At 42.6% G+C, this 22,827-nt stretch carries 25 protein-coding genes; 8 read left to right on the forward strand and 17 right to left on the reverse strand.

Annotated features, from left to right (window positions below; genetic code table 11):
• Positions 1–12: 12 nt before the first annotated feature.
• On the reverse strand, positions 13–531 hold the full coding sequence (locus tag QR722_RS09395) for a cupin domain-containing protein (protein ID WP_286287480.1): 519 nt from the start codon (positions 529–531) through the stop codon (positions 13–15).
• A 219-nt stretch (positions 532–750) separates the two neighbouring features.
• Between QR722_RS09395 and QR722_RS09400 the strand changes: the two genes are divergently transcribed.
• The 3 genes from QR722_RS09400 to QR722_RS09410 all read left to right on the forward strand — a co-directional run bounded on the left by QR722_RS09400 (position 751) and on the right by QR722_RS09410 (position 3,020).
• A complete protein-coding gene (locus QR722_RS09400) occupies positions 751–1,077 on the forward strand; it encodes an antibiotic biosynthesis monooxygenase family protein (RefSeq protein WP_286287482.1) in 327 nt (108 codons plus the stop codon).
• 18 nt (positions 1,078–1,095) lie between these two features.
• Positions 1,096–1,956 (forward strand): sulfurtransferase, encoded by an 861-nt coding sequence (locus QR722_RS09405; RefSeq protein WP_286287484.1) that lies wholly within the window; start codon positions 1,096–1,098, stop codon positions 1,954–1,956.
• A gap of 149 nt (positions 1,957–2,105) precedes the next feature.
• Positions 2,106–3,020 carry a PEP-CTERM sorting domain-containing protein gene (locus QR722_RS09410; RefSeq protein ID WP_286287485.1) on the forward strand — a complete coding sequence of 305 codons (915 nt, stop codon included), beginning with the start codon at positions 2,106–2,108 and terminating at the stop codon, positions 3,018–3,020.
• Between the two features lie 129 nt (positions 3,021–3,149).
• Here the strand turns inward: QR722_RS09410 and QR722_RS09415 are convergent, their stop codons facing one another.
• The 6 genes from QR722_RS09415 to QR722_RS09440 all read right to left on the reverse strand — a co-directional run bounded on the left by QR722_RS09415 (position 3,150) and on the right by QR722_RS09440 (position 10,115).
• Positions 3,150–4,397: an allantoate amidohydrolase gene (locus QR722_RS09415; RefSeq protein ID WP_353506878.1), complete on the reverse strand. Its 1,248-nt coding sequence runs from the start codon at positions 4,395–4,397 to the stop codon at positions 3,150–3,152.
• A complete protein-coding gene (locus tag QR722_RS09420; RefSeq protein WP_286282558.1) occupies positions 4,394–5,620 on the reverse strand; it encodes a pyridoxal-phosphate-dependent aminotransferase family protein in 1,227 nt (408 codons plus the stop codon). The genes QR722_RS09415 and QR722_RS09420 overlap by 4 nt, the downstream gene beginning before the upstream one ends.
• Before the next feature lie 8 nt (positions 5,621–5,628).
• Positions 5,629–6,450, reverse strand: a complete 822-nt coding sequence (locus QR722_RS09425) for a sulfite exporter TauE/SafE family protein (RefSeq protein ID WP_286282559.1) — start codon at positions 6,448–6,450, stop codon at positions 5,629–5,631.
• Between the two features lie 20 nt (positions 6,451–6,470).
• On the reverse strand, positions 6,471–8,066 hold the full coding sequence (locus QR722_RS09430) for a gamma-glutamyltransferase family protein (protein ID WP_286282560.1): 1,596 nt from the start codon (positions 8,064–8,066) through the stop codon (positions 6,471–6,473).
• A complete protein-coding gene (locus QR722_RS09435) occupies positions 8,056–9,237 on the reverse strand; it encodes an amidase (RefSeq protein ID WP_286282561.1) in 1,182 nt (393 codons plus the stop codon). Before QR722_RS09435 ends, QR722_RS09430 begins: the two co-directional genes overlap by 11 nt.
• Positions 9,238–9,302: 65 nt before the next feature.
• Positions 9,303–10,115: a MurR/RpiR family transcriptional regulator gene (locus QR722_RS09440; RefSeq protein ID WP_286282564.1), complete on the reverse strand. Its 813-nt coding sequence runs from the start codon at positions 10,113–10,115 to the stop codon at positions 9,303–9,305.
• A gap of 116 nt (positions 10,116–10,231) precedes the next feature.
• Here QR722_RS09440 and cobB point away from each other — a divergent pair, with 116 nt between their 5' ends.
• The 5 genes from cobB (at position 10,232) to QR722_RS09465 (ending at position 13,863) form a co-directional block, all read left to right on the forward strand.
• Positions 10,232–10,948: a Sir2 family NAD+-dependent deacetylase gene (cobB, locus tag QR722_RS09445; protein ID WP_286282565.1), complete on the forward strand. Its 717-nt coding sequence runs from the start codon at positions 10,232–10,234 to the stop codon at positions 10,946–10,948.
• Positions 10,948–11,607 (forward strand): LysE family translocator, encoded by a 660-nt coding sequence (locus QR722_RS09450; RefSeq protein WP_286282566.1) that lies wholly within the window; start codon positions 10,948–10,950, stop codon positions 11,605–11,607. Before cobB ends, QR722_RS09450 begins: the two co-directional genes overlap by 1 nt.
• 84 nt (positions 11,608–11,691) lie before the next feature.
• Positions 11,692–12,435: a hypothetical protein gene (locus QR722_RS09455; RefSeq protein ID WP_286282567.1), complete on the forward strand. Its 744-nt coding sequence runs from the start codon at positions 11,692–11,694 to the stop codon at positions 12,433–12,435.
• On the forward strand, positions 12,413–13,237 hold the full coding sequence (locus QR722_RS09460; RefSeq protein ID WP_286282568.1) for a glucosaminidase domain-containing protein: 825 nt from the start codon (positions 12,413–12,415) through the stop codon (positions 13,235–13,237). The genes QR722_RS09455 and QR722_RS09460 overlap by 23 nt, the downstream gene beginning before the upstream one ends.
• On the forward strand, positions 13,234–13,863 hold the full coding sequence (locus QR722_RS09465) for a DUF2987 domain-containing protein (protein WP_286282569.1): 630 nt from the start codon (positions 13,234–13,236) through the stop codon (positions 13,861–13,863). The genes QR722_RS09460 and QR722_RS09465 overlap by 4 nt, the downstream gene beginning before the upstream one ends.
• Positions 13,864–13,886: 23 nt before the next feature.
• Here QR722_RS09465 and QR722_RS09470 read toward each other — a convergent pair whose 3' ends face one another.
• From QR722_RS09470 to QR722_RS09515, 10 genes are all read right to left on the reverse strand, one after another.
• The gene (locus tag QR722_RS09470) at positions 13,887–14,984 is read right to left on the reverse strand and encodes a patatin-like phospholipase family protein (protein ID WP_286282571.1); all 1,098 of its coding nucleotides are present in this window, start codon (positions 14,982–14,984) and stop codon (positions 13,887–13,889) included.
• An 8-nt stretch (positions 14,985–14,992) separates the two neighbouring features.
• The gene (gene ttcA / locus QR722_RS09475) at positions 14,993–15,901 is read right to left on the reverse strand and encodes a tRNA 2-thiocytidine(32) synthetase TtcA (protein WP_286282572.1); all 909 of its coding nucleotides are present in this window, start codon (positions 15,899–15,901) and stop codon (positions 14,993–14,995) included.
• A gap of 98 nt (positions 15,902–15,999) precedes the next feature.
• Positions 16,000–16,932: a universal stress protein UspE gene (gene uspE / locus QR722_RS09480; protein WP_286282573.1), complete on the reverse strand. Its 933-nt coding sequence runs from the start codon at positions 16,930–16,932 to the stop codon at positions 16,000–16,002.
• Positions 16,933–17,076: 144 nt separating this feature from the next.
• Positions 17,077–17,805: a fumarate/nitrate reduction transcriptional regulator Fnr gene (gene fnr, locus QR722_RS09485; protein WP_286282574.1), complete on the reverse strand. Its 729-nt coding sequence runs from the start codon at positions 17,803–17,805 to the stop codon at positions 17,077–17,079.
• Positions 17,806–17,834: 29 nt separating this feature from the next.
• Positions 17,835–18,500 (reverse strand): sulfite exporter TauE/SafE family protein, encoded by a 666-nt coding sequence (locus tag QR722_RS09490; protein WP_286282575.1) that lies wholly within the window; start codon positions 18,498–18,500, stop codon positions 17,835–17,837.
• The gene (gene ccoS / locus QR722_RS09495) at positions 18,501–18,716 is read right to left on the reverse strand and encodes a cbb3-type cytochrome oxidase assembly protein CcoS (protein ID WP_286282576.1); all 216 of its coding nucleotides are present in this window, start codon (positions 18,714–18,716) and stop codon (positions 18,501–18,503) included.
• A gap of 17 nt (positions 18,717–18,733) precedes the next feature.
• The gene (locus QR722_RS09500; protein ID WP_286282577.1) at positions 18,734–21,121 is read right to left on the reverse strand and encodes a heavy metal translocating P-type ATPase; all 2,388 of its coding nucleotides are present in this window, start codon (positions 21,119–21,121) and stop codon (positions 18,734–18,736) included.
• Positions 21,121–21,612 (reverse strand): FixH family protein, encoded by a 492-nt coding sequence (locus QR722_RS09505; protein ID WP_286282578.1) that lies wholly within the window; start codon positions 21,610–21,612, stop codon positions 21,121–21,123. The genes QR722_RS09500 and QR722_RS09505 overlap by 1 nt, the downstream gene beginning before the upstream one ends.
• Before the next feature lie 64 nt (positions 21,613–21,676).
• Positions 21,677–22,648, reverse strand: coding sequence for a cytochrome-c oxidase, cbb3-type subunit III (gene ccoP / locus QR722_RS09510; RefSeq protein ID WP_286282579.1), 972 nt, complete (start codon positions 22,646–22,648; stop codon positions 21,677–21,679).
• Positions 22,641–22,826, reverse strand: a complete 186-nt coding sequence (locus tag QR722_RS09515; RefSeq protein WP_286282581.1) for a cbb3-type cytochrome oxidase subunit 3 — start codon at positions 22,824–22,826, stop codon at positions 22,641–22,643. Before QR722_RS09515 ends, ccoP begins: the two co-directional genes overlap by 8 nt.
• Between the last annotated feature and the right edge of the window lies 1 nt (position 22,827).

Below are 22,827 nucleotides of genomic sequence, written 5' to 3' on the forward strand. Positions count from 1 at the left end.
CTGTTGGACTAATTAATTTTTGCGGCAAAATGCTTCGATGAGTTGACAATGCTCAGGAAAAGCTGCTGTTAACGTGGCGGTTTCGCCTAGCTGCATATCAGTGTATTCAAAGCCCGGCGCCACAGCTTCGCCAATAAGCCCATAGCCGTATGCTCCATCACTAGATACCGCAGAGGCTTTCCACACGCCTCCTTCAACGACCAGCTGTAACTGCTGGCCTGCTAGTACGTCTGACCCTAATACTTTTGTTTCCAAATGGCCATCTGGATAAATTAAATAATAGGTAATGGGATCGCCAAGATGAAAATAATGAACAATATCAGATAGATTTTTATGGAAATGACCGATGTGTGAATCCGAGGTTAGTAAATAATAGATGGAAGTCGCGGTAACTCTTTCACCTACACAAGTATGAATTTTTTCAGTTCGCTTAGAACGATAAGTCTGCCGGAAATACCCACCTTCAATATGGCCTTCAAGGTCAAGTGCCTGTACTAGTTGCTCAAGCCTTAACTTCCTAATGTCACTCATGCCACCATCCCATAATTTATTAATTACATTCCTCAACCTTTGAATATTGTCGATTGCTAAGCTAATTTTCTGCCCTAGAAGTCATAATACCAATGGTGATACTTATCTGCTTTGGTATAACTAGATCTTACTAGCTTTATACTGCTAGGATGGAGTGACTAAGCAATAGCTAATTGTCACTTTCACATTGTTAAATAGTAATTGCAAACAGGAGTTTAAATGACCCAACTTGTAGATATGGCCCAAACACCTCAGCCGCCCTATTATGCCGTAATATTCACCTCAATATTGGCTAATGACAGTGAAGAATATGCTGAAACTTCGGAGCAAATGTTAACCTTAGCCAGTCAAATGGATGGTTATTTAGGAATTGACTCCGCTAGACAAGAAGTTGGGATCAGCGTGTCTTATTGGCGAGATATAGAATCTATTCGTGCTTGGAAGGCTAATACCGAGCATCAAAAAGCCCAGCAGTCAGGCAAACATAACTGGTATAAAAGCTATCAAGTTAGGATCGCAAAGGTTGAAAAGCACTACAGTTTTTGATTAAAGGCAGACATCAACATGCAATCTGTATTAATTAGCGCTAAAAAGCTGGCTAGCAGGCTAGGGGACCACAACTTACATATTCTTTTTACCCATATGGCCTTCCCCAGTGCGAGTACTATTCCATTTACCCAAAGTGGTTATATAAATGGTGCTATAGCTTTTGATTTTGAACATGTTTTTGTCGATAAATCCTCATCATTACCCCATATGCTGCCCAGTTTGCAGGTATTTTCTCAGCAGCTCACTGCATTGGGCATTCAACCAAAGGATGCAATTGTAGTGTACGACAATCAAGGGATGTTCAGCTCTCCAAGGGTATGGTGGATGTTAAAAGCCCTTGGTCACCAACAAGTTCAAGTATTAGACGGCGGCATTGAGGCTTGGCTTACACAGGGCTTTGCTACAGTAGCTAGCCTATCAACACCGGTAAGTGCTTCTGAGACGTACCCATCCCCAGACCATTTTACGCATGTAATAGATAAACAAGGTGTACAAGAAGCTATGCTGGATGAATCTTGCTTGATCCTAGATGCCAGAAGCCAAGCTCGGTTTTTAGCCAACGAACCAGAACCAAGACCTGGAGTGCGCAGCGGGCACATTCCCCAATCCAAAAACCTGCATTACAGTACCTTACTACAGGATGGTTGTTTGCTGGATAAAACCATTCTGCGAAAAAGATTTGAAGTTTTGATCGCCGAGCAACAAAAACCCATATCTAAATTAGTGTTCACTTGTGGCTCTGGTGTAACCGCCTGTATTTTAGCGCTAGCCGCTAATCATGCCTATGCTACAGAAATTGTTGACTGGGGAGTGTACGACGGGTCTTGGAGCGAGTGGGGTACGGATCACACTTGCCCAATAACATCCACCACATAGAGCTTTTTGGTCACCCTTGAGTTGTCCATATTCTTTACAATGCTGTGCAAATATGCTTCACAAAAGAATTTAAGATATTGATAGATATACAATATATTAACTGGCACGGCGTTTGCTTTGAATCAGTTAATAACGAAAAAGGAACCCACATGAAACTATTGAAACCTCTATTTATGGCTGCTCTTGTCACTAGTACCTCTTTTGCGTATGCGGCGCCTATTACACTTCCGGCATCTGGTAATTTTAATACCGCTGATGTCAATTATAGCGATCTTGTTAGTGACTGCGGTGGTGGATACACCTGTTTTACTGATGCCTCATCTCTTGGCGCTGGCGGCGGTAGTGATCACTTTGATGACGCTATGGGAATAGCCCTCAATGGAATTGCATATGGTGTCAGTGGCGGTGACTGGGATGGAAGCTCTTTAACATTGGATACTGTCACAGTAGGCGCGATTAATATTAATGTAGAATTTATGTCTCTTGGACCGGTAATGCGTCAAATTGTCACGCTAACCAATACCGGCGGAGTAACTGAATCAGCTAATGTGTCCTGGCAAAACAATACCGGTAATGATGGTAATCAACGTACAGTGGCAACAAGTAGCGGTGATTTATTGGCAACTACCGATGATAATTGGGTAGTGACCGCCGATAATGATAGTGGCGCAGATAATGAAGTAAATTCTTGGGTTTATGGTAGTGGACAAGTAGACGTCTTATCGCCAACCACGGTTTTATTGACTGATAATTCGCCTACCTTTGGTGGCGCAGGTGAGGAAGGTTTTACCGCTTTATTTGATATGGACTTACTTGCAGGTCAAACATCGGCATTGATGTTTTTTGTCGGTATTGAAGGTATTAATCAAGATGGTATTGACCTTGCCGGCATTTTAGGAGATACCTTTTCTGCACTATTTAGTAGCTTAACCGCAGATCTCAGCGCCGCTGAATTTGACCAAATTCGCAATTGGAATGTGGCTACTTCGGTTCCAGAGCCTACCACTCTTGCTATTTTGGCTGTTGGATTATTGGGTTTACGGGCTAGACAGAAACGTAGCTAAGATTGTAATGAATCAAATTGAAAAGCCGCAATCGCGGCTTTTTTTATATTCAATAAAAGCTACATTTTTAGATGAATTGCTTTTAATAGATTTCGTTTTAAATTGAGTATTATCTTTTAATCTAAGAATTTAAGCGACTTGGGCAGTGCTTAAACCGTTTGATTTGATATCCATAAAGGATTTAGTGATCTGTAGTGCAACATTAACATCTTGCAAGGTAACAGACTCAGATGGATGATGACTGATCCCTTTATCACAACGTACAAATAGCATAGACATAGGGCAAGCATCGACCATGGCCATTGCATCATGGCCAGCGCCTGAGCTTAAACTAAAAGCTCGCATATGATTTTGTTCAAAGGCCAGCGCTAGTTCGTCCATCATTATAGGATCGCAAGCCGTTGCGCCTGCTTCATGAGTTAGCTTAATCTCTAAGCTTAAGGCTCTCCTGGCAACAATTAAATTAAGCTCCTGTTCAATAGCCGTTACGCAGGTTTCTCGTAACACGTCATCCATACTGCGGATATCCAAACTCAACTCCACCTCGCCACTGATCACATTGACCGCATTAGTGCGCGAGGCTATTTGGCCCACGGTGGCCACAACACCATGCTCTATCGCTAACTTTTCAATCGCCAGAATGATTTCTGCCGCCCCCGTCATCGCATCTTGTCTTAGTGACATAGGAACCGTTCCAGCGTGACCAGCATGTCCTTTGACCTTTATGGCAAATCGTTTAGCGCCTGCAATGCCACTGACAATACCAACAGGCATCGCCTGGCTTTCCAGGACTGGTCCTTGCTCGATATGAACTTCCATAAAACCCAATAATTGCTCATTACCACGACTGGCGTTGTGCACTCGATTAATATCCAGACCAAACATACGCATCGCTTGGGCTAATTCAATCCCATCGCTGTCTCGTAGGCTTGCCCATTTGTCTTGCCAGGTACCAGCCACGGCACGGCTTCCCAAAAGAGTAGTGCCAAATCGGGTACCTTCTTCATCGGCAAACCCCACCACGTCGAGATTAAACGGTAACTCAATATTATGCTGTTGGTAGTATTCTATTAAGCTTAGGGGTAGTAACACCCCAAGAATACCGTCATATTTCCCGCTGTTGGGTACAGTATCCAGGTGACTGCCGAGCACAAAAGTAGGAGCATTGGGTATAGAGCTTTTATAGCTTCCCCAAAGATTACCCGCTTCGTCCTGCCAAGTTTTCATATTGGCTTGGCGCATCCAAAGTGCTACTTTTTCGTTACTAGCTCGATGTTCATTGGTGAGATAGCGACGGTCGATATAATCTTGATGTTGGCTGATCAGTGCAAGTTCGTTGCAGCGCTGTAAAATTGTTAAAGCATACTCACGCATCATGATGTTGCCGCCTGTGAATAGACTGCAAACGCTGAATCTGTGGCTAAGCCATTAGTACATTTATGACCAGCCCGGCGCAGCGTATTTTCCAATGCTTGCAGTGTATGTAAAACCGCATCCTTACGTGCGTTGTAGCCCATAGTACCTATTCGCCAAATTTTTCCGTGCAGAGGACCGAAAGACGTACCAATTTCAATATTGTAATCATCAAGCAAGGTATGGCGGATAGCCTCTCCATCGACATTTTCAGGGATATGCACACCCAACACATTATTCATTTTATGCTTAAGATCACCGAAAGGGCGTAAGTTCAGTCCCTTAACGCCAGCCAACATCGCATCGCCATGCAGTTTATGTCTTTTAATCGACTCGTCTATACCTTCATCTAGAAGCTGCAAAGCACACTCTCTTGCACAGTAAAGCATGGACGTTGCCTCAGTATGATGATTCAAACGCTCTTCCCCCCAATAATCCAATATCATCGGTATGTCGAAGTAATTTGAACGAATACGAGAGCCTTGGCCTTCGATATGCGCTGAAGTACGAATACCTGCTTCTACATGATGACGCTTCTTAACTAATTCAACATAACGTTCACTCAAGGTTATAGGCGCACTGCCAGAAGGCCCGCCTAAACACTTCTGTAAGCCTACCGATACCGCATCTAATTGCCACTCATCGGTTTTAAAGGGATTGCCGCCGATTGAAGCGGTTGCATCACTATAAAACAACACATTATGTTGTTGGCAAATCCCGCCAATGTGCTGCAAGGGTTGCAACATAGTGGTTGATGTATCACCTTGCACTAAGGCCAACACTTTGGGCTTTATTTGTTTAATTGCAGCTTCTATTTGCTCAGGCTCAAATACCTCGCCCCAAGGTACTTCGATAGTATGAACTTTTGCTCCGGCGCGCTGTGCTATTTCAGCCAGTAAATGACCGAAGCGGCCAAATACAGGGACTAAAACCGAGTCACCCGGCTCGATACAAGACACCAGGACAGCTTCGATTCCAGCCCTTGAGGTGCCATCAATTAGTAAAGTTGCAGAGTTTTTAGTTTCGAATACTCTGCGATATAGCGCCATTACCTCATTCATGTAACCAGTCATCACAGGATCATATTGGCCGATTACTTGGGTCGACATTGCGTTTAAGACCCTGGGGTAACAATTTATTGGTCCAGGTCCCATCAATAATCTGGGTGGTGGAGATAAAAGAGACATAATAATCCTTAAAGAATAACTTGGGCTAACATACGCAGACCGGTGATTAGCAAGGTAACGGCAAAAATACGTTTAAGCAGAGTTGCATCTAATTTACTGGCTAGATTGGCGCCAACCGGCGCAAACAATACGGTTAAAGGCACTATGCAGACAAAGCCAACGACATTCACTAAGCCAAATGTTAGCAATGGTGCGTCGTCTGGGGTTGTGCCAAAAAGCAACATCATAGTCGCGCCGGGCAAAGATATGAGCAGTCCAATGGCGGCAGCTGTACCAACGGCTTTATGCGCCGGATAACTACAAGCCGTTAACGTTGGTACCGATAGGGTACCGCCGCCGATGCCCACCATAGCACTTAGGCTGCCAATAGTAGTTGCCATCAGACTTTGCCCAGGCATGCTAGGCAAGCTTGAAAAAACAGCTGGTTTGCCCGCGCGGAACAGCATATTCAATGCAGCCAAGGTCGCGATGACGGCAAACATACCCGCTAAGTACTGGCCGTTTAGTTTTGTTACTAGATAGCTACCGATTAAAACACCTAACAGAATAAATCCAGCCCAGGCTTTCAATAACGGTATATCAACATTGCCTTTTTTATGGTGAGAACGAATAGAGCTGATTGAAGTTGGAATAATAGTAGCCAATGATGTCGCCGTAGCGATCACCATGGCAGAGTCAGGACTAACCCCAAAATGCTGGAACAAAAAGTACAGTACCGGCACAATGACAATACCGCCCCCAACACCGAGTAAGCCTGCTAATAATCCGGCAAAAACACCAGTAAGCATTAAGGCTAAAATGGTTGGATAATTTTCTAATATTAATTGCATAAAAATATAGTACTACCTGTTTAATTTGGGAACGCTTTACCGTCACTTCTAGGATCGGTAGCTGCTTGGACTTTGCCGTTAGGCTGTCGCACGACAGCACCAGCATGGCCCATCATTTCATTATTGGGTGTCACTATGGCTACTTCGTGACCTCGTGAAATTAAGTTTTCTACAACTTTAGAGTCCAAATCCGCTTCAACTTTTAAATTGTGAGACTGATCACCCCAAGTTCGACCCAATAACCAACGACCGGCCGCTATGGACTCTGTAAGCGGTATTTTCTGATCAACATAACGGGAGTAAATCGCAGCTTGGGTTTGTGGCTGGCCTTCTCCACCCATGGTGCCGTAACTCATTCTGCTGCCATTAGTAAATTCCACATAAGCAGGATTTAGCGTATGGAAAGGTTTTAGACCCGGCTGTAGAAATTGATTAGAACTTGGATCTAAGCTGAATGATGTCCCTCGATTGTTCCAAACGATACCGGTGGAATCAGATACTACGCCACTGCCAAATTCCCAATACAAGCTTTGAATATAACTTACCATGCGACCTTCTGAGTCACAGGCGCCCATCCAGACGGTATCACCAGGAATAGCTTGATATGGCCAAGGTAATGCCTGTTGCAAGTTAATTGATTTTGCCAGGGTTGCGATGTTTTGAGGCGTTAGTAGTGTGGTTAACTCTATTTCAAGTCGGTTAGGATCAGTCACGTAATGATTGCGAAGCAAGAAGGCCTGTTTAGTACACTCAACTAGTAAATGTATAAAATCCGCTTCAGATTGAGCTTGGTGTTTAACTTGATCAAAAATGGCTAAAATTAATAGTGACGCGACGCCTTGGGTAGGTGCACCTAAATTAAATAATTCCCCCTTGGATGTTTTGACACTTATAGGCTCAACTATTTTTGCGTGGTAGGCTTCAAAATCTTTCAAACGCAAAGGTGAACCCGCGGTGGCTAGATCAGTTGCTAACTGACGGCCAATTTCGCCACGATAGAAGTCATCTAGTCCTCTATTCGCCAAACATTTGAGGGTTTCAGCTAATTTAGGCAGTTTTACAATCTTGCCTTTTTTTAGTGGATTTCCTTTAATAAGAAATTGTTGAAAAGCAGCACTATCAGCTAACTCATCATAGGTTTTATGACTTGCATCCATTAAACTTTGAGTAACCTCTAGGCCCCATTCAGCTTGTCCAATGGCACTTGAAAACAGCTCGTCTAATGATTTATTCGGCTGCCATGATTGACTTATTTTCAGTGCTTTTTGCCAACCTGAAACGGCTCCAGCCATTGTTACTGCGGCTTTTCCACCACGACTGGGAATATTTTCACAACCTGTATAAAAGTCAGCACTGGCTAATTCAGCCGCACTTCCACTGGCATCAATACCTATTGGCGCTTTACCCGGCTCACTGATCAACCAAAACCCATCACCACCAAGGCCATTCATGTGTGGGTAAACCACCGCAATTGACGCCGCAGCGGCAACCATAGCTTCAATTGCAGTGCCACCTGTCTCTAAAATGTGTTGCCCCGCTTGCGCTGCTGCGTAGTGGGGTGCAGTAAAGCCTACATTATCCAAACTGGATTCTTGATTAACTAACTTAGTCTTCATTGTGTTTATCCATAATTGATTTAGCAAGTGCGAGCAAAGCTAAATCTGAACCTCGCGGTCCTAAAAGTGAGATCCCATAAGCCTGATCAGAGTGTTTGAAAACAGGTAAGTGGATTTGGGGACATCCGCTTAACCCTGCTATACAAGTAAACATCATTAGTTTATTTCGATAACTAGCTAATTCATCTGCATCACAATTCAACAGTGGCGCAGGGCCTGGTGTTGTGGGCATAACTAGATACTGACCATCCTGCAGTAAGTTTTTGACATCAGCTAAAAAGCGTTGCTGTTGATCGCAAGCTTGCAATTCTTGTTCTTTGTTGAGGGTTTGGCACCAGCTAAATCTTGCATCTATATCGGCCCCAAAGTCAGCTTGATGCGTGGTTATCCAATCACCATGGACTTGCCATATTTCTCGACCTTGTAAAACTCTAAACGCGTGGCTGGCTATAGTGCATTTTTGCTCAGAAATAATGTCACTATATATCGGTGTGTTCGGTAACCTAGTCGCACACCAATCTAAAAATTCCTGCTCAAAATCGCATAAAGAAGCTAAGGCACTCAAAACAACAGGCGTGGACAATTTATCTTCAGCATTGGTTGTGTTAGAAACTAGTTCGTTCGCCACTAATATAGATTGGTCAATTGTAGAGGTTATCCAGCCTACCGTATCAAAACTGGGAGCCAATGGCACTACGCCACTATTATCGACTGCGCTATGGGTTGGTCTGAATCCTACAAGTCCGTTATAACTGGCGGGGACCCGAATAGAGCCGCCGGTATCTGTTCCTAAACCCACGTCAGCCAAACTACGGCCAACCGCCACCGCCGAACCGCTGGTTGAGCCACCACAAAAACGTTCATCGCTCAAGCAATTGAGCAAAGCAGGGTAATGAACATTCTGTCCATTTAAACTATATGCTAGCTCATCGGTTATGGTTTTACCCAGCAAACGTGCACCAGCATTTTCTAGAGATGTCACTGCTGGCGCTGTGCTATTAGATGGAAGATGGGTTGCCTGCCAAGCGGGGTTACCCGCGCCGGTTACTAAACCTTTTATATCAAACAGATCTTTAATGGCTACTGTCATGCCAGATAAGGCTAACTTGCTTGAGTGATTTTGCTTGGGGTCAAATTCAACTAAAAAAGGAGAGTTAAAAGATGTTTCCATATTATTATTTGTAATGAATTATCATTACATGAAACATCTGTTTCAAATAATAGTCAAGAGAAACATCATTCTAATTCATCTAATTGCTTATAAATAGCCGAAATTGCCTGTATACGGTGATTTCCAGACTGTTTAGTAAAGTTGAGAATTTGATTGCAGATGACAGAGATGACACTCATTGGGGCAGAATAACTATCTAGAGGAAGCTCTTGGCCCAATTGACAGATGAATAACTGCTTGACATCATCCCGATACAATTGTGCTGATGGATCGGCCATCAATACCAGCTGTGAGCTAGGCAAATACTTTATAAGTTGCTGTACCACTTTGGGGCGGCGTCTAAAGGCAACGAGTATGACTAATTCATCATCGGCGATATCTTCCATTTCTTCGCCAAGGGTTTGGCCGGGTAGGGGCAATAATCTTACTTTTCCTCGTATCTGTAAAAGCTGTTGCCGAAAATGCAGCGCCACCGGATAACTATTTCGAAAACCAATTAGGGTGATACGCGACGCTTTGAGTATGGACTGTACTAATTCTTCAATGTCTTCGGGTTTAACATTATCCCAAGTTTGTCGGATCCGTTCTAACTCTTGGGTGACGTAATCATTGTCGCTATGTTGCAAGGTTAATGGGTAACCCGAATGCCGCACATTACGTAATTCTTCTTTTACATCTTGGTGGTTTGCATAGCCTAGTTGGCGGAAAAAACGACTGACTGTTGCTTTCGAGGTTAGGGTTATTTCAGCTATTTCAGCCACCGAAAGGGTTAATACTTCCATAGGGTTCTGCTGAAGATAGTTTGCAATTTTTCGCCCATTTGGGGAGAGCTGCTGGTAACATTGCTCGATACGTGAAACAAATTTAGAATTTGGCAAAACAGTTTATCTATTTACATGCAAGTGTTGGGGTAAGTGTAACTAACTTTTAGTTGATCTTGAAACAAGTTAATTACACCCGCCATTAACTAACCTAATTTGTCGGTATCAAGAAAATGCAGAAATTAACTAAAAATACCCGTGTCGTGGTGCTAACTGGTGCTGGCATTTCTGCCGAGTCAGGGCTTAAAACCTTTAGAGACAAAGATGGACTATGGGAGAATCATCCCGTTGAAGAGGTTGCTACACCAGAGGCATTCAGCAGTCATCCAGAATTGGTGTATCGTTTCTATAATCAGCGAAGGGCACAATTATTAGACTCAAACCTGAATCCTAATGAGGGACATCGGGCATTAGCTAGCTTAGAAGAGTATTTACAAGATAATTTGCTCGTAGTCACGCAAAACGTTGATAATCTTCACGAGCGGGCAGGGACTAAGCGGCTGATCCATATGCATGGTGATTTACTTAGTTATCGCTGTTGCTCTAGTGGACGTGTAGTTACGACCATTGAAGACTATGACCAAAGTAGTCGTTGCCATTGCTGCCAGCCCAGCCATGCTATTCGTCCCAACATTGTCTGGTTTGGTGAGATGCCAATGCAGATGGATAGGATTTATCAGCGTTTAGCTGAAGCTGAGTTATTTATTGCAATCGGCACATCAGGGCAGGTATACCCAGCAGCAGGTTTTGTGCAAGAAGCTAAGTTAAATGGTGCATTTTGTGTGGAGTTAAATCTTCAACCAAGCGTTGGCCACAGTACTTTTGATGAAGCCCATTATGGTTTGGGCTCAAAAATAATACCTCTATATATACAAGGGCTTTTAAATTAATGGAATTTAGTCAGTTAACACCTTACTGGATGGAGTTTGCCGCCATCGCCACCTTACATTTCTTTGCGGTAGCAAGCCCTGGCCCTGATTTTGCTGTGGTACTAAAGCAAAGCATCACCTATGGCCGCAGGGCGGCCATTTATACTAGTATTGGGGTGGGCACCGCTATATTTCTACACGTGACCTATTCTTTACTCGGAATCGGATTGTTGATCAAAACAACCCCTTGGTTGTTCCAAGTATTTGCCTATGCCGCCGCAGCATATCTCGTATATTTAGGCTGGGGGGCGCTGCGCAGTCAGCCTATGCAATTACCGATGGATAATTCAAATATGCCGCAAGAGGAGTTGTCGTTGAATCATATTAGCGGTCGAAAATCTTTTTTTATCGGTTTTGTTACTAATGGACTTAATCCCAAAGCTACCCTATTTTTTCTGACCGTTTTTGCCGTGGCGGTATCGCCACAAACTCCAATGTTAATCAAATCCTTTTACGGTATCTATTTAGCAGTTGCGACAGGTATATGGTTTGTGTTTTTATCACTGATCCTCAGTGGCTCTAAAATTAGAGAAGTGTTGACCCATAATGGTTATATATTCGATAGAATAATGGGCGTCATCCTAATCGTGTTAGCGATCAATTTGGTATGGTCAGCGTGAATGAACAAATAGCCCAGCATGGATCCGTGCAATTCATGTATAATTATTGTTGAGCTAAACTAGTAACAGGTACATTTTTAATACATGCAGCAAAAACCTCACAACGGCTACTCCAATCGCATCGAAGATAATCTTAATGGTAGCTATAATTTCGATGTAAAATACGTATTACTCCAAGGCTGGAAAAATACCCTGGCATCTTTTGGCCTGTTTTTTCAGATGATGCTACTGATTTTCCTAATTGGTTCTTTGATTGCCGCTATTTATTTAAAAGTTGAGGGGATTGAGCAAGTGGAGCAAATTACCCTCGATCTGATTACTGCATTCGATTTAATTATTCGAATATTGCTCGCGCCTTTAGTTGCCTCACTAATGATGCAAGGCGCCAAGGCGCACGTAAAACAAAGTGGCAAAGTACTAGACGTATTCTCCTTTATGTCGCAGACCCTGCCCATTTGTGTGGTTACCATTTTTACTTTGGTATTGACCATGGTGGGTATCAACCTGCTTATTTTACCGGGCATCTATATTATGATAGCCACAGGCTTTGCTGTGATGTTGGTTGCGGATAAAAATTTAACACCCTTCGCCAGTATTTGGTTGTCTATCCGAATGGTGAATAAATATTTTGTTGGTTTTTTGCTCGTCAATCTAGTCTTTTTTGGTCTATTGTTACTTACAGCATTTACCTATGGGCTAGGTCTTGTTCTCCTAGTGCCTTTTTATTTTAATGTTAAAGGCGTTCTCTATTGTGAGTTATTTGGCTATCAATCCACACTAGAGGATACACAACCTGTAGCTTCTAATGAGAGTAAATTTGATGCATAACCCCGATACCTTTACCTTTAGCCGAATCTTATATTTATCTTCGATTTGGATATTTGGCGTAGTTGTCCTGAGTTATCCATTTTTATTTCCCCCGGAAAAGGAATTTAATGATCCTAGTGATAGTTATATTCCTTTTAAAGAAGCAGATTTACCCGACTTTTCCTCTGTACGACAGGTAGTCGAGCGTAAAAAAGCCTTTTTCGATTACTTGACCCCAGCAATTAATAATCACAACACTATCATAATCAGAAAGCGTCAGTTTTTACATACCATTGAGCACAAGGTTAATAGTCACAAATCCTTGACCCTTAAAGAGAAACACAGACTCAAAAAAATGGCCAAGACTTATCGCGTTGATACTGACTTACCTAAACAGGAAATCGTCGCCAAATTATTAAAACGGATAGATGTCATTCCGCCAGAGCTGGTGTTAATGCAAGCCGCTAATGAATCAGCTTGGGGCACATCACGCTTTGCCAGAGAGGGCTATAACTTTTTTGGTCTTTGGTGTTTTCGCAAAGGCTGCGGATTTGTGCCAAAATCACGAAACGACGGTGCGGCTCACGAGGTAGCAAAATTTAAAAATTTAGACACCGCCATGGCGACCTATTTTCGCAATCTAAATCGACATTATGCGTATGAAGATTTACGCACTATTCGACACCAGCTACGTAGTAATCATCAACCCATCACAGCAGAGGCATTAGCTAAAGGTCTGCATCGCTATTCAGAGCGGGGAGAGGATTACATTGATGAATTAATAAAAATGATCAGATTCAACCGGAAGTTTATAAATCAATGAAAAAACTAGTAATAATAGTTCTAAATTTGTTCATTTTTAATAGTATCGCTGAACCCTTGAGTGTTGACTATGGCAACTTCTATAGTCATTTGAAAAAAATTGATGACGAAGATACACCAGCATTGCAGTTTGCTTTTGGTTTTAAAAATATCGATGGCTCGGGCTTGTGCCATATTAAACAAGTAAAAATTGTCACCCAAAAAGTAACCCTTCCCGTAGAGATAACCGCTGAGCAACGGTTTTTACTGCCAACCGAAAAAGCATTAAAACAAGCTAAAGCTATGGTTGTTCTCACACTTACAGAAGCGAATAATAAATGCGATATGTCTGTTCAGTTGGAAACCAAAAATAAGTATCTGAAAACCCAATATAGCAATCAAGAATTAGTCGATTTACTAAATCAATACGACCAATTTTTTGATGATATGGGTGGTTTTTTATCGTTCATGATGCCAGATGTGGATGGCTTGAATTTTCATATTGAGAACTTAGCAGTACAGCCCATGGCACAGGGTGTAGTTAGCGATAATGGCCATATCTTTCTCTCAAAAAGCTGGATAGAGCAGGGCAAGGACTTAACCTTATCTTCTGCTCCACATCGCATCACTGCGATTACGAAGCAGTAGTGCTACTTAGGCACCAAAGGTAGTTACACCATGCGGAGTTGGTATTTGATCTGTTCGGCAACGCGCATAACACTCTGACGACCTTCTTCGATTAACTCTTCTGCTCGATGGAATTCCATTATGCCGAAATCTCGCAACTGAGGCTCTATTAAAATGTCAGGTGGGTCGCCAGCTAATCGTGAGCGTGTTACACGGGCCTGCAAGATATCCAATGAGCTAGACATAACACCCAGCATGCTTGGACTAGAGTCCATCGATTTTAACTTCACCGGATGAGACTTGGCCTCCGCAGCCATTGGCTGTACTTCAGGGATTTCCATATTAGCCGTATTGATACCTGCGACCTCTGAGGCATCACTATGTGTGGGTGATTGAGTCACGTCTTCAGCTGTAGCTGTTAAGTCATCTAAATCTTGAATTGCGCCCAATTCGGCATTGGCTTCGGTAGATTCATCTTCTTTTTTAAATTTACCGCCAAAAATGCGCTGCATAAAAGACTGTCCTTTTTCAAAGAAGTCATTTGTACGTTGCTGATTGTGTTCATGTTCTTTCTGAAATGATAGCTGTAATTCAGGTCTAAAGTCTGCACTTAAATTTACCGCGAAAACGAAATCGGCGCCTAAATGCCGACAAATATTGACGGGTACCGGATTAACAACTGCGCCATCAACCAACCATCTGCCTTGATAAGAAACTGGTGGGAATAATGCTGGAATGGCACAGGAAGCACGCACCGCTTGCCCGATTGGGCCATCTAAAAATGACACCTCTTTACCACTATATAAATCTGTCGCAACCACACCAAAAGGTTTAATTAGCTGGTCAAAATTTTCCGCACAAAAGTTATCTTCCAAGGCTTTAAAAACTTTATTCCCGCTGGCTAAAGCCCCTTTACGAATGCCAATACCCATTAAACCAAATACTTGCCATTCGGTTAGAGAGCTTGCCCATTCAGCTAAAGGCTCAAGTTTACCACTAGCATAGGCTGCACCTACATAGGCGCCAATAGAACAACCGGCTACTACGTCTATCTTAATGCCCATTTCTTCTAGTGCCTGAATAATACCGATGTGGGCCCATCCTCTGGCTGCACCGCTACCTAAAGCCAAACCTATTTTCATTTATTTTATTACCCTTGACTTAAATTGATGATGTTGACTACTTCCGACTGCTCATTGGCTGGTTGGAAATCCACTTCATCAAAACCAATGTCGCCACCTTGATAGGGCGTTCCCTGTGTTTGTAAATTAGTAAAGTCAAATAAAGTGGAGTCAGCAAGATGAGACGGAACCACATTTTGCATCGCCTTAAACATGCTCTCAATTCGGCCGGGAAAGCGCTTGTTCCAGTCCTGCAGCATTTGCTTAATCACTTTTCGCTGCAAGTTCTCTTGAGAGCCACACAGATTACAAGGAATAATGGGAAACTCGACAATATCAGAATACTTTGTAATATCGCTTTCAGAACAATATGCAAGAGGGCGAATGACCATTTGCTGACCATCATCACTAACCAGTTTAGGTGGCATAGATTTTAGTCTACCGCCGTAGAACATATTCAAAAATAGGGTTTCAAGCATGTCGTCCCTATGGTGACCTAAAGCAATTTTAGTGGCCCCTAAGCGTGTGGCCGTTTTGTATAAAATACCTCTGCGAAGACGAGAACATAACGAACAAGTTGTTTTGCCCTCAGGCACTTTGTCCATCACTATCGAATAGGTATCTTCTGTAACGATTTCATAGCTTACGTCAATCTTATCTAAATAATTGGGTAGCACATGAGCGGGAAAGCCTGGCTGTTTTTGATCAAGATTAACCGCAATCAAATCAAAGTTGATTGGGGCATGACGTTTTAAAAACATCAAGATATCCAACATGGTGTAACTGTCTTTGCCTCCTGACAGGCAAACCATAATTTTGTCGCCATCTTCGATCATATTAAAATCGGCAATAGTTTTACCAACATTGCGACGTAGGCGTTTTTGCAATTTGTTAAAACTGTATTTCTTATTTTCAGGTAATGTGTCTAATTTGCTCATGAATTTCCTACAACTTGGCGGCGCTTGCGGCGATGGATTATAGCGAAAACCCAGAAAATAGAAACGCCACTTAGCCAGAAAATCAATTAAACTAGGGGTTAGCGCTTAATCGGGCAGTCAAATTCGTCAGGTTTCAACGCGAGTATGTCACAGTTCAGGGAATCCACGACATGTTCAGCGGTATTACCCATCAATGCAGCGGTGATACCAGTACGTCCAATTGAGCCCATAATTAAAAGTTCTGCGTCGATCTCTTCTGCAATTTGCGGAATAACATGCTCAGGTAAGCCCTCTCGAACATAGATACGAGCAGGGGATATTTTATACTGGGCACCATGTTCATGCATAGCATCGATATGATGCTGCTTAACCGCCTCGGTATACCCAACCGGATCGAACTCGGGGATTTCAATGGCGATATTCACCGGTGTACCCGCGTAGGAATTTACCAAGTTGGCGTTGCCATTTAACAGTTGAGCAAAAACCTGACAAGATTGGCTAACCTTGTGGTTCAAATTTTTGTGTTCTTCATCTTCAGTATTGATATCTATAGCGGCCAAAACATTACCATTATCCGGCCAATCATGATCTTTGACTAGCAACACCGGAACAGGTGATTTTCGCAACAAGTGCCAGTCAGTTGGAGTAAAAATAACAGACTTTAAGCTATCGTGTTGCTGCGTCCCTTTAACGATTAAATCGTAACTATTATCAATGACTTCATACAGAATACTTTCGAAAGGGCGGTTATGCCAAACAACTTTAATATCGACAGATTGACTACATCCAGTAACCAAGGGTTCTACGATATCTGCTAGCCAATCGGTTTTTTCATCTACGATAGCTTGGCGCATAGTTTCACGCTCATCAATCGATAACATAGTGGTCATTTCATATGAGAAGTCGTAGATACATAGCAATGCGGTAATACTGGCGCCGGTTTTTTGAGCAATATTCATGGCGCGCAGTAATGATTTTTGCTGTGTGACAGAAGGATCCATTACCGCAAGTATTTTATTAAAAGCTGACATAATATCTCCCTGTAGTATTGACGGAATCTAACTTGCGAACGACTCAAAATGAGAAGCTATTTCTAGCAAAATATAAACGCACCTAGCTTTATTAATACTAAACTAATTGCAGGAATTAGCGAATATCACCCGCATTTTACGTATCTAATTTGCACTAACTGTTTGATCACCCAACTTTTGCTGCAGTAAAGCCACATCTATAACTTGAATTAATTTACCATCAACTTTAATCACATGTTCTTTTTGGAAGCGTGTCAGTAAGCGGCTGACTGTTTCCACCGTTAAACCTAGGTGATTGCCAATCTCGTTGCGGGTCATGGTGAGATTAAACTCGCTTGACGAAAAACCTCGACTGGCGAATCTTTGCGATATGTTAACCAAAAAATGGGCCATGCGCTCTTCAGCGGTTCGCTTATTTAATAGCATCATCATATTGTGGTCTTGGTTAATTTCAGTGCTCATGATTTTCAACATTTCCCGTCTTAAACTGGGAAGTTGCTCACTCATAGTATCCAGCTTATCGTAGGGCAATTCACAGATCATGGATGTCTCCATAGCCTGCGTATAACTTTGATACTTTTCGGAATATATTCCATCAAAACCAACAATATCACCAGGGAAATGAAAGCCAGTGATCTGCTGTTCTCCATCTCGTGAGGTAATATAGGATTTAAAAGAACCGCTACGAATAGCAAATAAAGAGGTGAATTTTTGCCCCGGAATGGTTAATTGGTCACTTTTTTGTAGAGGTCGTTTACGTTCGATTATATCATCCAGACGTTGCATCTCTGTTTCATTGAGGGAAACAGGAATACATAAATGGTTGAAGCTACAATTTTGACAGCGAATACCGAAATCAGTTTGACCAGTCATAGTTATCCATACTTTTTAGCTCTAGTTTTTCACCAATTATGGATGGCGCGGTGGCATAAAAGCAAGCCGAATATGAAAAGCAGCATTGCTATACAGTGTCGGACCCATCTTTTTGCTAACCATATTTTAATACTATTTGCACTGGCTCCCATAGCCAACATAACAGGTAACGTGCCTAGGCCAAAACAAAACATAGTTAAAGCACCGGATATCGCGCTGCCGCTGGAGACACTCCAAGTTAGCGTTGAGTATACCAGTCCACAAGGTAACCATCCCCAAATCATGCCATACGGCAGGGCATACAGGGGGGATTTAAAAGGGATGAAACGTTTTGATAAGGGGCTAATTCGACGCCATACAATAGCCCCAGCTTTCTCCAAGTAAGCTAATGCATTTGACCATCTACCAATGTATAACGCTAACATTAACATCAATATGCCGCCAATTAGGGACAGCGCTTGTGGGTTGATATAAGCATTGGTTGTCACCAGCACCCCGAAATACCCAGCAAGAGCACCCGCGAACGTGTATGAGCTTATCCGCCCAAGATTATAAGCAAGTAAATAAGGCAAACGAGGCTGCTTAGCAGGGAGCATAAACGTAAAGGAAGTAACAATACCACCACACATTCCTGCACAATGGACGCTACCCGCTAAGCCTATTAATAGTGCAGAAAACCAGGTGAAATCCGTCATTTATAGCGGCTCTTTAGGGGCAGATGGGGATTTTTCATTCTCCTCCCCAGCTTCAATTGGCTTAGCGTGGGACTTAATGTCGTCGTCGAACAAAATATTGTAGCCTTGACGTTCAAGATCTTCGAATTGATTGGACTTTACCGCCCAAAAGAATACGGCAATTGCGATCAGTACTAACAAAATGGCAATCGGGATTAACACATATATGATACTCATATTGGACTACCTTAGCGTTACGAACGCATTAAACGTACCGAGTTAACCACTACTATAATCGAGCTTAAGGACATGCCAATTACAGCCATCCAGGGACTTAAGTACCCCAATACCGCTAAGGGCGTAATGAATAAATTATAGCCGATCGCCCAGCTCATATTTTGTTTAACTTTGCGTCTAGCTTTGCTGCCCATATCAAAAATAGTGGTAACTGCACTAAGCCTATTATTCAGCAGTATAATATCTGCCGAGCGCTTGGACATATCAGCTGCACTGCCCACTGCAACTGATACATCAGCCCTGGCTAAAACCGGTGCATCATTAATTCCATCACCTACCATCATAACCATTTTATGCCGGCTTTGTAGCGTTTCAATGAAAGCAAGCTTCTGTGATGGTGTCTGATTAGCCATAATCTTTTTGATGCCAATTTGCTGAGCAACTTGTTGGGCATTACGGTGATTATCCCCGCTTAGCATATATACATCATGATTAGATAAAGACGCGATCAGTTCAGACGCTTCAGGTCTAACCTGATCACGCATTTCAAAGGCGGCAAGTAATTTATTATCCATTTGTAAAAAAATTGAAAAAGACGGGTCGACAGCTTCCAATACTGCAGATTGGTGAAGAAATTCTCGCTTGCCGATCTTCACTTCATGCTGTTGGTATACACCTTTCAAACCGTATCCTGATACAGATTCAACGTCCTCTACTTTAAGCCCTGTCGGGCGCGTAAACGCACTGGCAAGGGGGTGTTCAGAGTAGGCTTCTAGTCCTGCCGCTAAATTTAACACCATTTGTTTGTCGACGTTGCTAAATAGCTCAATGTTAACAATAGAAAAATAGCCCTGGGTGAGGGTGCCGGTTTTATCAAACACAATGCAATCTATTTCAGGGATCTGATCAAGCACGTCGGCTCGTTTTAATAATATTCCAGATTCATTCAATTTGGCCAGCGCACTCGTTAAAGCCGTCGGTGTGGCTAAACTTAAGGCACAAGGACAAGTTGCTACCAGTATGGCAATTGCAATCCAAAAGGCTCGCTCGGGTTGATAAGCAAGCCAAGCGAGATAACTAATCACAGTGATTACCAGCACCGCCAGTATAAAATAGCGGGAGGCCACATCAGCAAATATCGCCGCTTTTGGCTTAGCAGCTAAAGCTGACTCTTGAAGGCGTAAAATACGGTTGACTAGGGCGTACTTGAGTTCGCAGCCCACATCAATAGTTAAGGTACCATTTAGATTAAGAGTTCCACCATAAACGGCGTCTCCTGTTTGCTTACTGACCTGTTCGGCTTCACCGGTGAGCATTGATTCATCCACTTTGCCGTTACCGGCTGAGATGGTGCCATCAATGGGAATAGTTTCACCTGGCTTGACCAACACTTTTTGACCTATTTCAAGGTGCTTAGCTAAGCAGGATTGTGGAATGCCATCGTCGATAACCATGGCGGTAAGAGGAATGTACTTGAACATATTGGCTGATATTTGACTGGCCTTATAGCGGGTTCGATGTTCGATATAGCGGCTTATCAGCAGAAGAAAAATAAACATACACACAGACTCGAAATAAATTTCACCTGTTTGTGTGTAAGTTGCCCAGACACTGGCTAAAAAAGTACCTATAATTGCCAATGACACAGAAAAGTCCATATTCAACGATTTCATGCGCAGCGCATTGAAGGCACTTTTATAAAACTCAAAGCCTGAATAAAGCACCACTGGGGTGGTCAACACCAAACTAACCCAGTGAAAATACTGTTTGGTTTGCTGATCAATTGAACCGAAAATCCCAAAATACAATCCAATAGCAAGCATCATCACTTGCATGCTCATCAATCCCGCTAAGCCAATTCGTTTTAAAAACTGGCGGTGTTCTTTTTGGTAGGATGCTTCGTGCTCATCAGGGTGAAAGGGAAGGGCGTGATAACCTACTTTTTCCAATTTAAAAATGATATCACTTAGGGATAACATTTTGTCGTTCCAGTTTACGATTGCTCGTCTTGCAGAAACGTTGACGGCAACCCGGTTCACACCACTTAGTTTTAAAAGTTGTTTTTCAATCAACCATCCACAAGCTGCACAGCTAATACCCTCTATGGTCAGTTGAATTTGTTTGTCATCAGCATCCGCAGTAACAAACTCTTGTTGAATATCGGGATGATCGTATGCTTTTAAGGTGTCTAACGTTTGATCTAGTAACTCATCGCCCTTATCAGCAAATTCAGTTCTGAATCGATAATAATCTTCCAAGCCATTGCTGATGATAGATTCTGCAACGGCTTTACAACCGGGACAGCAAAGTGATCTGGATTGATTTAAAATAGTTGCCTGAAAAATTTGGCCAGGCACAATTGGCAAGCCGCAGTGGTAGCATTGTTCAGGTTGAGGAGATTCCATTAGGGATTAAAATCGAAACTTTGCGCCCGCGGTAAGAAAACATCTTGTAAGACTTTCCATTCGCCATCTAATGGCAATAAAGTCACTTTCCATTTTCCGCTAATTTCGTTATCAAGTGTTGCTCGATATATACCTTGAGCATCGCTAGTTAATAACACAGTAAAATCGTTCTGCTCTAAAGTAGCATGATGAAAAGCCAATTGCAGTGCTTCTCCACTACTAGGTTTTCCACTCACAAATCGAAGTTGTACACTGACGCCATTGATACCTAGTTGAGTACGGATATTTAATTTTTGCGCCTGTTTAATTTTCGACAATTGCATATTAATACCACGACCTTCTTTGTAATAGTCATCTATCACTAAACTGTCTTCGGTAGTTAACGCTAGGTTAAGCATAGTAATACTTAAGATCATCGAGAGCAGGGGAATCGTAATCAAAAACCACGGCCAGAATTGTTTATACCAAGGTGATTTATCTGTTCGATTCATTTTTACAACTTCTTTTATAGGAGTGAAAGCCCTGAGATTCAGGGCTTTATAATTGAACTAACACTTATTTATCTTGTGAAAGGCTGTACACGTAACTTGCTACTAGATGGATCTTCTTCTCGCCCAAGGTATTCTTAAATGAAGGCATGACACCCGCACGACCATGAGTCAAAGTTTCAGTGACCGCATCTTTGGTACCACCATACAACCAAATATTATCGGTTAGGTTTGGTGCACCAAGCATTTGATTACCTTTACCGTCTGCGCCATGGCACGCTGAACAGACTGCAAAACGAGCTTGTCCTGCATCTTTCAACCCTTGGTCCACTTGACGGCCACTTAGACTTAGTGTGTAAGCCACGACTTCATCTATTCCCCGTGCGCCAAAACTATCTATCCATGCAGGCATCGCACCTTGTCGACCATTCATCAAAGTTTCGGTTATTTTCTCTGCCGTGCCGCCGTATAACCAATCTTTGTCAGTCAAATTTGGAAAGCCGCGTTGACCTCTTGCATCAGAGCCATGACATTGAGAACAGTTTTGCGCGAATAAACGCTGACCTATTTTTAATGCGTCTTCGTTTTTAGCTAAGACTTCAATAGGCTGCTCTGCATACTGATTAAAAATAGGAGCAAATTTTGCCTCAGCAAATTCAAGCTCACGATCATATTGAACTCCCACCCCGAATAACGACTCTTTGGCTGCTTCTCGTGATGCTAAAACCGCATCTCTTGACTCTTGTAAAGACTGGATATTTTGGTTCGAACTCTTCCAACCAAGCAGACCTTGCCAATTTCCTAGTCCAGGATAAAGAAGTAAATATAAGATACTCCATACCAAAGTCATGTAAAACATGATGGTCCACCAACGTGGCAATGGATTGTTGATTTCCAGAATGCCATCAAATGAATGATGCATATCGTCACCTTCTTCAACGCCTGTTTTATTTAACAAGCACCAGCGTAACAATAGGTAACACCCTAGAATTGTTCCCAGCGAAATAACTGAAACCCAAATACTCCAAAAGCTACTCATTTATCGAAGACTCCCGCTCTTTTTTTTCTGATGGTTGTGTTGGTTCGTCATCGAACACTAGGTTTTGTGCTTCATCAAAACGTGCTTTGGTACGACTGCTATATGCCCACCACACGATCCCAATAAAACACACAAACACCACAACAGTAAATATGCTACCGGCTGTACCGTAATCCATA

This window comes from Aliiglaciecola sp. LCG003 (genome assembly GCF_030316135.1).
Classification (GTDB): domain Bacteria; phylum Pseudomonadota; class Gammaproteobacteria; order Enterobacterales; family Alteromonadaceae; genus Aliiglaciecola.